Below are 9976 nucleotides of genomic sequence, written 5' to 3' on the forward strand. Positions count from 1 at the left end.
CTCGCGATGGGTGAGGTCACGGTGTTGGCGGAGCGGATTCGAGATGTTCTGGTGGAGCGAGGTTTCGGTACACCGGTACAGCGTTCCAACGGTGAGATCCACCGTTACGAGGAGTTGACGGGGGTAGCGGCGCCGACGGAGGTGGCTGAGTTGTGGTCGGTGCTCGGTGGTGTGGATGTGGTGGGAATGTTGTTGGAAGGCGCGGACAGTGCGGGGCAGGCGTGTGCGGCGCGCGCGGGCGAGTCCGAAGCGTCCGGAGTGGGGGTGCCGTATGAGGAGCTGGATGGCTCGACCGACGGTGCGGTGCGCATGGTCTGGTGGGATCGGGCGTGGTGCCCGCTGGTATCGACCGCTGACAATGCGATAGCCGTCGATGGTCATCCGGGAGAGAAAGGCCATGTGGGTCAGGTGATGTACTGCAATTTCGAGGTGTTCTCAGACCGCGAAGCGGTATGGCCGTCGGCGGCGGAGTTTGTGGGTGATGTACTGGCAGTGGTTTCCGCGGAGCCGCTGGTAGTCGTGAATGGGTTCGGATCGATGATGACCGACGACGGTCGAGATCTTACTGTCATGATGGCCGCCCTAGAAATCGGACGGGCCCGTCGGGATGGTCGGCGCTCACGCTTTTCGACCGTAACGTGAATCAATACGGCACCCCGGAGTCGTTCCGTATTGCGAAGCCCCCGCGCCAAACCCGTAGCGTGGCTATAGGCGATTACTTCTGAGGAGATTCCGACCGTTACGACCTGGCCGCTGCTTTGGCAGCGGCCGAGCCCAGCGTGATGTGGTGGGTCGTCAACGATGTGACGAGCCTGGCCCTGGCGATCGCCGCCATCAGCCGAGTCGGCGACAGTGGTTTGCGGAGGATTACTGCGGTCACGGTGAGCAGCGGAATCGCCGCCCGCACAATCGATGTGGCCTCCGGCGAGGTCTTGCTGGACCGAGCGCACGGAGTCCAGGGCGAGATCGGGCACCTGGGAGGGGCGTCTTCCGAGACCGGATTTCGCGGTGGGAGTCCGATGGGCTCGATCCATTGCGCGGCGCAGGGTTGTTCGCTCGCCAACAATCGCTACCGGCCGGACGCCGGTACGGGGGATAGGAGTTGATGACGTGGACCGCGTTTGGGGCGTCGGTGCGACACAGACGATTTCGTACAAGATCCGGCGGGAGCCCCATTCCCGCTCGAGGTCCGCGGCCTCACCGACGCCGAGTGGACGCCGGCGGTGCGCGGCGGCCCGGTGCCTGGGTCGCCGAGATCACCCGGCTGCTCGATCTGGCGGGTTGGCCACCGGGCATGCGACTGATAGTCCGGAAAGAACGACCGCATCCGGGGGGCAACTGCGGTTCACCGACCATGACGGGCACCGCCTCACCGCATTCGTTACCAATACCCGAGGTGGGCACCTGCCGGAGCTGGAACTGCGCCACCGTCGCCGGGCCCGCTGCGAAGACCGTATCCGCGCGGCGAAGGACACCGGCGGACGCAACCTCCCGTTCCGCAGCTTCGCTGCCAACCGCATCTGGCTGGCTCTGGTCCCCTCGCCATGGATCTGACCGCGTGGATGCAGATCCTGGCCTTCGTCGACCATCCGGCTCGCCGATGGGAAGTGAAAACATTGCGGCTGCGGCTGTTTTCGATACCTGGTCGCCTTGCCCATCACGCCCGGCGCGTCCATCCGTGTCTATCGGCTCACCACCCGTGGACGGGTCTCGCACTCACCGCTTTCGGACGCCTGGCAGACCCTGACCAGCATCAACCGTCCCTGCGAATCAGGAAAGGCGAATCACTCCGGGCCCGTGGAACCCGGCAGCCGACCCGCTGTTCGGGGCAGCTGACGCTGCCCCGAACAGCGAAAGCAACCAAACCAACTCGATCAGGCTCCCCGGCGACACTCACGAAAAATCGAGGCTGACCTCGATATTGCCGAGGTGGCCGGTGGGCCAGACCTGGTAGTCCGGCCGGTGGCCGGCGGCCTGCATGGTGTCGGCGATGCGGCGCGACATGCGTTCGGGCAGCAGCCGGTCGTAGCGGCCCGCGATGATCGTGGTGGGGACAGACAGGTTGGCGGCGGCCTCGCCCAGCTGGATATCGGCCATCCCCGACGCGAGCATGAGCGACGTGGCCGTGTGCCGGAGATCGTGGAACCGGATCGGTGGCAGCTCCGCAGCGGCAACGAGCCGCTTGAACTCCTTCAACACCCAGTGCGGATCGAGTGTCCGCCCGTCGGGTGTGGTGAACATGTAGCCCGATCCCTTGCCCACACCCTACGAGAGCAATTCGGCGCGTTGGGCAGATCGCAACTCTCGCCCGCCAGGTACTCGCGGCCACGGCCGACGGTCTGGAGGTGGACCGGGAGCGCGCGCACGCCTGGGCGTACCTCCGGGCCGTGGAAGAGGTCGCCTGGTCCGGCGGGGACGGGCGGCTCGCCGATGTCGGCGCGTACCGCGAGGTCGTCGCGGCCCTGTCGTGAGCCGAGATCCGTTACGGAATGTGCGCCTCGATGAACGAGTACTGCTCCGGTGTGGGCACGATCCGATCCAGGGTGATCCCGGCGGCGGCGAAGAGCTCCGCGAACTCGGTGGCGCTGCGTTCCTTGCCGGTGTTCATGCCGAGCATGGTCAGGTCGATCAGTTTGGTGGCGTGCGGTTCGTCGCCGGGTGGAACGAGGCCCTCGATCAGCACCACCCGCGCTCCCGGCGCCGCGGCGCTCTTGATGGAGTGCAGGATGCGGATACAGGAGGCGTCGTCCCAGTCGTGCATGATCGCGGCCAGCACGTAGACATCGGCGGACGGTACGGACTCGAAGAAGTCCCCGGGAACAGTGTCGATGCGATCGGTCATCCCGAGCTCCGTGAGCTTCTTCCGCGCGGTCTCGACTATCTCGGGCAGGTCGAAGAGGATTCCGCGGCGAGCCGGCTCGGAACGCAGCAGGCGGGCCAGAATAGTGCCGTCGGCTCCGCCGATATCGGCGACGATATCGCCTGCGGGAAGGTGGTAGTTCTCGAACATCCGGTCGCGCAGCCCGCCGGTCAAACCGGCCATCGCCCGGCTCTGCAACTCGGCCATGCCGGGGGCCGCGACGACCCAATCGAAGAAGGGCTGCCCCAGATACAGCTGGGAGGCCGGCGTGCCGGTCCGGGCGGTGTTCAGCAGCTCGCCGAACGGAAGGTAGTGCGTCTTCATCCAGTACAGGGCAATATCCCGGAGGGAATCCGGCCGCTGGGTGGACAGAATGGCGCCGAGGGGCGTGGTCTCCACCGTGTCCTCGTCCGACCCGCGGAAGATCCCGAGCGGGGCCAGACTCCGCACGAGCCGGCGCAACACCTCGGGTCGCGCGCCGCAGGTGGCCGCGAGATCATCGATGGTCCGGGGCCCGTCGTCGAGGTGGGTGGCGATATCCAGTTCGGCCACCACGTACAGCGCCTGCGAGATCTGGAAGCCGGCCAGCAGCTGGATCATGGTCGCGACCGAGGATGATTCCGGCGGCACGCCGGTGCCGGCTGTTTCGTTCACGAGTGTGTTCTCCATGTGTGTCCTTCCACCAGGACGGTGCCCCGGTTGCGCGATGAACTGCCGGCCCTTCGAAGCGAGTCCGGCGTCGATGCCGGCCCGTGGCGGGGACCGTGCCGCCACGAGCGCGACGGTAGCGAAACCGGCTCTGGCTCGCAGAGTCCGGCGACGCCGTTATGGCGGTGCCCGAACGCCGGTGTGACCCGTCGATACCTGGGGTAAGCAGGCGAATCAGTTCCGGCCCGGCATTTCCGGGCGCACTTCACCGGCGACACTGCCGTCACGCTTTCGTCACAACTCGTGAAGGCAACCACCCCAACAGCTGAATCCTGTGGAGACGTCTCCCGATGGAAGCCGCCGCTACGGACCATCACTAACTAAGACCGTGTCTCACATGGTCTGTCTTGCCTTCGCGAGTTTCTTGAAGCAGGTGAGTGCTGCTGCGAGTGTCAGGAAACCCAGATAGTGAATTCCCTTGCGGTCGTAGCGGATGTTGAGCCGGTGGTAGCCGGTGAGCCACGAGACGCTTCGTTCGATCACCCATCGATGACGGCCGAGCCGCTCGGTGGACTCGATTCCCTTGCGGGCGATACGGACTGCCATTCCGCGGCGGTGCACCCACAGGCGTAGCTCGGGCCGGTCGCAGGCTTTGTCCGCGTGCAGCTTGCCGGGCCGGCGCCGTCGCGGGCCGCGCCGCGACCGCACCGCCGGTATCGCCTCGACGAGTGGTTCGAGCGCGTGTGAGTCGTGGACGTCGGCGGCCGAAACCGCCACCGCCAGAGGAACTCCGGCCCGATCGGACAGGATGTGCCGTTTCGGGCCGGGCTTGCCGCGGTCGGTCGGATTCGGACCGGTCGGATCGTCCCTTTTTCGCCCGCACGCTCGCCGCGTGGATCACCGCCCTCGACCAATCGATCAATCCGTCACCGCCCAGCTCGTCGAGCACTGCACGGTGCAGCCGCCGCCAGACCCCGGCTTCGGTCCATACGGTGAACCGGCGATGCGCCGTCGGCACGCTCACACCGAACGATGGCGGCAGCATCCGCCACGCACAACCGCTGGTCAGCACGTACACCACCGCCGTGAACACCGCCCGCTGGTCCACCGCAGCGATACCACCACCCTGCGGACGCGGGCGGAACTCCGGCAGCAGCGGCTCTGCCAGCTCCCACAACTCGTCCGGCACCAGCCGCTGCGACAACGCATCTGCCACGGCCGAATATCATGCAACACACGCAATCTCGACGCAGCAAGAACAAATTACATCCATGTGAGACACGGTCTAATACTCCAGCTGCACTTCGTGATGTAATCGGTGTCGATGCTGGTAGTGGGCCTTCTTGGCTCGGTACTGGTGGCGGCGGCGCCAGGTCGACCATCGCTGGATGGGCCGCGAGGGCGGGTGGGTGGGTGATCAGGTGTGCCAGGAGACGTCGGTTTTCGCCGAGGGTGAGCGGGATGAGGCCGCTGCCAATGCTTTTGGGGCGATGGCGGCGGTGACGGCGAGGTAGGTGTGGGCGAGCATGGCCAGGGTGATGTGGCGGTACCAGGCGTCGTAGTGGCGGACGTGGTATTGGTCGAGTCCGACCTCGGTTTTCGCAGTCTGGAAGCAGTCCTCCACGGCCCATCGGGACCCGGCGACCCGGATCAGTTCGTTGTCGCTGGTGCCCGTGGGTGCGCAGCACATGTAGTAGGCGATCTCGAACTCTCCCTTGGTAGTCGGAGTCAGCGCCCGTCGTGCCAGGAGCCAGCGACCCCAGCCCGCGGCGGTGGTCCATTCATAGACCGGCAGAGAGGCCACCGCCCAGTCGAACATCCGTGGCCCTTTCGCTCCGGCGCCGCAGCTACGCCGTTTCCATGCTTGTGAAGGTGCTTGTGTGACAAGGTGGTCCGCGCGCGTGCAGCCGGCAGTGCTGGGGATTGTCTGACTGCGTGGGACAGCGACGACATACCCGATCCGGCGATCGTCGAGCCATGCCCGGAACTTGCCGTCGCCGCCGTAGGCCTCATCGGCGGTCACCCACCGCGCCGGCACTCCCGCATCCAGAGCCCTGGCCAGCATATTCTTTGCCAGCGTCGCCTTGGTCGCGAACACGACGCCCTCGGGCACGCTCGCCTCACGGCACCGCTGCCGATCCTCGGTCCACGACTTCGGCAGATACAACTCCCGATCGATCAGCGTCCGCCCTCTGCTGCCGGTATAGGCGCAGAACACCCCCAACTGGCAATTCTCGATCCGGCCCGCCGTCCCGGAGTATTGCCGTTGCACCCCAGCCGATTTCGTGCCCTTCTTCAAGAACCCGGTCTCGTCCACGACCAGCACCCCGTCCGGATCACCGAGGTGCTCGACGGCATAGGAGCGCACATCATCACGCACACCATCCGCATCCCACGCTGCCGCGTGCAACAACCGCTGCATTCCGTCCGGCGTGCGCTCACCAGCTGCTTCTGCCAGCGTCCACCCGTTCTTCCCGGCCAGCGGCGCCAACAAGCCCCGCACATACGCCCGTGCCCGCAACCGCGGCTCCGCCCGCAAAAACCGGCCCGCCACCCGCCCGAACAACTCATCCAGCCCGGCCACCCACGCAGCCAGATCTTCATCCACCGACACGACGAGAGAGGTTATCCCACAACATCACGAAGTGCAGCTGGAGTACTAACAATCAAACAACCAAGATCAGCCGTTTACTGGACAGACCCCTCCTCGACTGCGCAGTCGCGCGTCCGGCTCGGCCGCATGCAGACAGCTAACCGTGACCCGGCGCCTTACCGACTTGCGCGCCTGCCTGCCTTGCGTGTCGAGCGCCCCGGATCACACGCCGTGCGCCATGAGTAGCCTGGCCAACGATCAGATCGAGGTCATGGCCGAACTCGGCTACCCGGATTCGCGGTCGCCGGCCGCGATCGCGGGGCGCGCGCTGCGCCTATCGCATGGCACTCGACCATCCGGACGTGGTTCACCGCGCTGACCGTCGTCGATATCGTCCCCACCGGCTACGTCTTCGGTCTGGGCAATCATGATCTGTGGCTGGCGTTCTGGGGTGTGGACCTTCCTGGCCGCCCCGCGCCTGATCCCGGAACTCCTGATCGCCCGTTCGCTGTCGACCTTCGTGAACCACATGCTCAATACCTGGTCCACCGACCCGTCGATCTTCCTCGACCTGGTGCGCATCGCCTACATCACGAATTTCGCTACCCCGCAGGGTATTCGGCCATCTGCGAGGAGTATCGCGCCGCCGCGACCGCCGCCTACGGCGAGGGCCGCCGTGATCGCGACGTCCGCCACATCCGGTGCACGGTCCTCGCCCTGTGGGACGAGAAGGGCGCGGTGGCCGAATGAGTACGACCCGCTGCGCACCTGGCGACGCTGGCCCTCGATCTGCGCGGAAAACCCTTGCGCGGCGGCCATTTCCTGCCCGAGAAGAATCCGGATGAGGTGGCCCGCGAGCTGCTGGACTTCCTCGCCCCCGCTGACGCGCTACCGCGCCGAGCCGCAGAGGGCGAGGGTGGTGACGTGGTAGGCAGCGGTCATGTACTGGGTGTACTTCGCCGCATCGTCGGCGTCGACGGTGCCCTGGCTGACCGAGACCTGCACGCGCCTGCTGCCGTCGGCGGAGCTGTAGACGTCGGTGTGGTAACCAGGGATGTCTCCACTGCCGCCGGTTCCGCTGCAGCCCGAGGTGGTCGCTATGTGTGTGAGGCCGAGTCCGTAACCGCGGTCCAGGCCGAAGCGGGATGGCATGGCGTGGAAGGTGCTCATCTGCGTTAGCAACGCGGGGGGCAGCAGTCGGCCATCCATCAGGGCCGCGATGTACCGGTCCAGATCGGCTGTGGTGGAGAGTATTTCGCCAGCCGCCCAGGCCCATGAGGGATTGAGGACCGTGACGTCGACTGGTACCGGGAAACCCACTAGCTTCGCACTGCGATAGCCGTGCGCGTGTGGTCCCGGGATGTCCGCCGTTGTCCCCGGAAGCCGAGTGTTCGTCAGTCCGAGTGGGCGCGCGATCCGCTCGTCGACCTGCTGTGCGTAGGGCGTCCCGGTGAGCTGTTCGATCAGCAGGCCCGCGAGGATGTAGTTGGTGTTGGAGTAGTTCCACTGGGTTCCCGGGGTAAACCACAGCGGCAGTCCGACCGCGAACCGCACCAGATCGTCGGGATGATAGGTCTGCATGGTGTCGGTGCCGAGCATGGACGCCGAGGATTCCTCGTTCGGCCCGGGCTGGCCGCCATAACTGCGGACTCCGCTGGTGTGGTCGAGGATCATTCGGACGGTGATCTGCTCGTCCAGACCGAACTGCGGCAGGTATCGGCTCACCGGATCATCGAGCCCGACCTTGCCCTCAGCGACCAGTTGCAGCACGACAGTGGACACGAATGTCTTTGTGACACTGCCGATTCGGAACAACCCATCGGCCGGCACCGGCTCGATGCCGCCCAGCTGCGACACCCCGGCCGTCTCGGTCCAGTCGCCTTGTGGGCTGTGCAAGCGCACCTGCACCCCAGCGGCGCCGGCGGCGAGCAAGCTGTTCATTGCTTCGCGTATGGCAGCCGGATCCGGATCCAAGGGCGTCGCGTTCGCTGCCGATGTGGCCGAGCCCGCCATCACAGCAGCCGAGGCAAATAGGACCAGGAAACGATGCAGCATAGCCGCCCCTAAAGGTATCCACTGATATCCGGGCAAAGACTAGCAGCCGGGCTGCCTGGTGGCGAATTCGAACCGAGTTCGGAACTGGATGATCGGAGTGTTGTATTGCGTCATGCTGTTGTGATCTGCGTCGCCATCGCCGTCGGATTGTCTGGGAATAAGCTGCCCGCCGGCTTGTCTGAGAACAATCTGAGACGGGTTCCGGCGCCGCCTTACCCTCGGGTACGCTCGCGGCATCGCGGGGGTTTCACAAGGCCTGGAGGCGCCGCAGGCCTTCTCTACCCCATCGATTTATCGTCCTGGAGGGGGATCGATGAACAGTGCCGACCGCAATGCTCTACCCGCCGCAGGCTCGGCTGTCTCGCTTGTCGATGTGGACAGCCAAGTCGTTGGGCCGCCCGCCTGCTCGACTGTTGTCGAGCTAGCGATTTCCGAGCTGAAATTTTCTGATTCTCCGCCGCGAACGGGGGAGGACGCCGAGCACGTTCGAGTGCTGGCGGAATCCACGACAGCATTGCCTCCGATCGTTGTCAATCGCGAAACCCTGCACGTCATCGACGGACTTCATCGCCTTCGCGCGGCGCAATTGCGTGGCGATACGACCATCGCGGCGATATTTTTCGACGGCAGTGCTGCGGAATCTTTCGTCTTGGCCGTCAAACTGAATACGGCGCATGGGCTGCCGTTGTCGCTCTCCGATCGCAAGGCCGCTGCACTCCGTATTCTCTTCTCGTTCCCGCAGTCGTCGGACCGCGCGATCGCGGTGATCGCGGGGATCTCGGACAAGACGGTTGCCAAGATCCGTCGGCGGGCGGGTGCGGAACTTCCGCAGTCGCCGGGGCGACTCGCGCGAAACGGCGTGCTGCATCGGTCCAATCCGGAGCTCGGCAGGCAACAGGCCGTCGAGTTGTTCACCGCCGACCCGGGTGCATCACCGCGATCGGTGGCCGCCGCCGCGGGCATCTCCGAGACGACGGCCAAGGACATCCGTCGGGAACTGCGTAACGCCGCTGTTCCAGCGCCCAGTCCTGCGGCCCGTACCGATCCGGGGCCGGCTGCCGAAGCTTTTGTCGGGACCCGCAATCCGACCTCGCCCACCGCGCCGGTGAGTAGCGGGCGCACACTGCAGCGGCTGCGTCAGGACCCGTCGTTGCGATTCACCGAATCGGGCCGCACATTGCTGCGATGGCTCGAAGGGCCGGTGGGTGATAATGGTGAATGGGAAAGCCTTGTGCGTAATATTCCGAGTCACTGCGCATCGGGAATTGCCGAACTTGCTCGGCAACGTGCGCAGGACTGGCAGAGATTAGCGGGCCTGCTCGACGGGCGCGCTCGAGTTTCGTACCGATGAAATGCCATCCGTGATCCCATGAGGGGGAAGTTATGAGCAAGAACCCATTCGACGACGAAGACGGCAGATTCTTCGTGCTGGTCAACGAGGAGGATCAGCATTCCTTGTGGCCCGTATTCGCCGAGGTACCGGCGGGCTGGCGGATAGTGTTCGGTGAAGATACGCGATCGGCATGTATCGAGTACGTCGAAAAGAATTGGACGGACATGCGGCCACGAAGTCTTCGCGAGGCAATGGAGGCGGATCTCCAGAACGCAGCCACCGAGTCCGCATAAATTCATCGCTCGGTAGATAGAAACGATCGGCGTGGATGTGGGGTGAACAGTCCTGCGTCCACGCCGCTCTTGTTCTTCGGCTGGTAGATAAGAAATTCCTATACCTATGATTCCGTTAGGTGGCTCTTGAGAGCCTCTGCCGTCGGTTGTACTGTTCAGGCTTGATCATCGATTACAAGGGGGGCGGTCCGGCT

At 65.1% G+C, this 9976-nt stretch carries 9 protein-coding genes and 1 pseudogene; 5 read left to right on the plus strand and 5 right to left on the minus strand.

All coding sequences use genetic code 11. From position 1 onward, the window contains the following. Positions 1-6 precede the first annotated feature (6 nt). The gene (locus D892_RS0120245; protein WP_024802998.1) at positions 7-642 is read left to right on the plus strand and encodes a hypothetical protein; all 636 of its coding nucleotides are present in this window, start codon (positions 7-9) and stop codon (positions 640-642) included. 571 nt (positions 643-1213) lie between these two features. Then, positions 1214-1736, plus strand: a pseudogene (locus D892_RS45460) (transposase); the annotation flags it as partial. Positions 1737-1893: 157 nt separating this feature from the next. Here D892_RS45460 and D892_RS0120255 read toward each other — a convergent pair. Beyond that, on the minus strand, positions 1894-2241 hold the full coding sequence (locus D892_RS0120255; protein WP_156959596.1) for a tyrosine-type recombinase/integrase: 348 nt from the start codon (positions 2239-2241) through the stop codon (positions 1894-1896). Positions 2242-2345: 104 nt separating this feature from the next. Between D892_RS0120255 and D892_RS49200 the strand changes: the two genes are divergently transcribed. Continuing rightward, positions 2346-2471, plus strand: a complete 126-nt coding sequence (locus tag D892_RS49200) for a hypothetical protein (protein WP_255360237.1) — start codon at positions 2346-2348, stop codon at positions 2469-2471. An 11-nt stretch (positions 2472-2482) separates the two neighbouring features. Here the strand turns inward: D892_RS49200 and D892_RS0120265 are convergent, their stop codons facing one another. The 4 genes from D892_RS0120265 to D892_RS0120290 all read right to left on the minus strand — a co-directional run bounded on the left by D892_RS0120265 (position 2483) and on the right by D892_RS0120290 (position 8042). Then, positions 2483-3514, minus strand: coding sequence for a methyltransferase (locus D892_RS0120265; protein WP_198036949.1), 1032 nt, complete (start codon positions 3512-3514; stop codon positions 2483-2485). Positions 3515-3901: 387 nt separating this feature from the next. After that, positions 3902-4724 (minus strand): IS5 family transposase gene (locus D892_RS45465; RefSeq protein ID WP_369801762.1). Its coding sequence is split into 2 segments (ribosomal slippage): positions 3902-4366 and positions 4368-4724, totalling 822 coding nucleotides; the frame shifts between segments, so codons are not numbered across the junction. Positions 4725-4925: 201 nt separating this feature from the next. Continuing rightward, positions 4926-6116 carry an IS701 family transposase gene (locus D892_RS0120275; RefSeq protein WP_156959597.1) on the minus strand — a complete coding sequence of 397 codons (1191 nt, stop codon included), beginning with the start codon at positions 6114-6116 and terminating at the stop codon, positions 4926-4928. An 873-nt stretch (positions 6117-6989) separates the two neighbouring features. Next, a complete protein-coding gene (locus D892_RS0120290) occupies positions 6990-8042 on the minus strand; it encodes a serine hydrolase (RefSeq protein WP_024803005.1) in 1053 nt (350 codons plus the stop codon). 427 nt (positions 8043-8469) lie between these two features. Here D892_RS0120290 and D892_RS0120295 point away from each other — a divergent pair, with 427 nt between their 5' ends. Next, positions 8470-9507, plus strand: coding sequence for a ParB N-terminal domain-containing protein (locus tag D892_RS0120295; RefSeq protein ID WP_084161145.1), 1038 nt, complete (start codon positions 8470-8472; stop codon positions 9505-9507). Positions 9508-9539: 32 nt separating this feature from the next. Then, a complete protein-coding gene (locus D892_RS0120300) occupies positions 9540-9782 on the plus strand; it encodes an MbtH family protein (RefSeq protein WP_024803007.1) in 243 nt (80 codons plus the stop codon). Positions 9783-9976 lie beyond the last annotated feature (194 nt).

The organism is Nocardia sp. BMG51109 (assembly GCF_000526215.1).
GTDB lineage: Bacteria > Actinomycetota > Actinomycetes > Mycobacteriales > Mycobacteriaceae > Nocardia.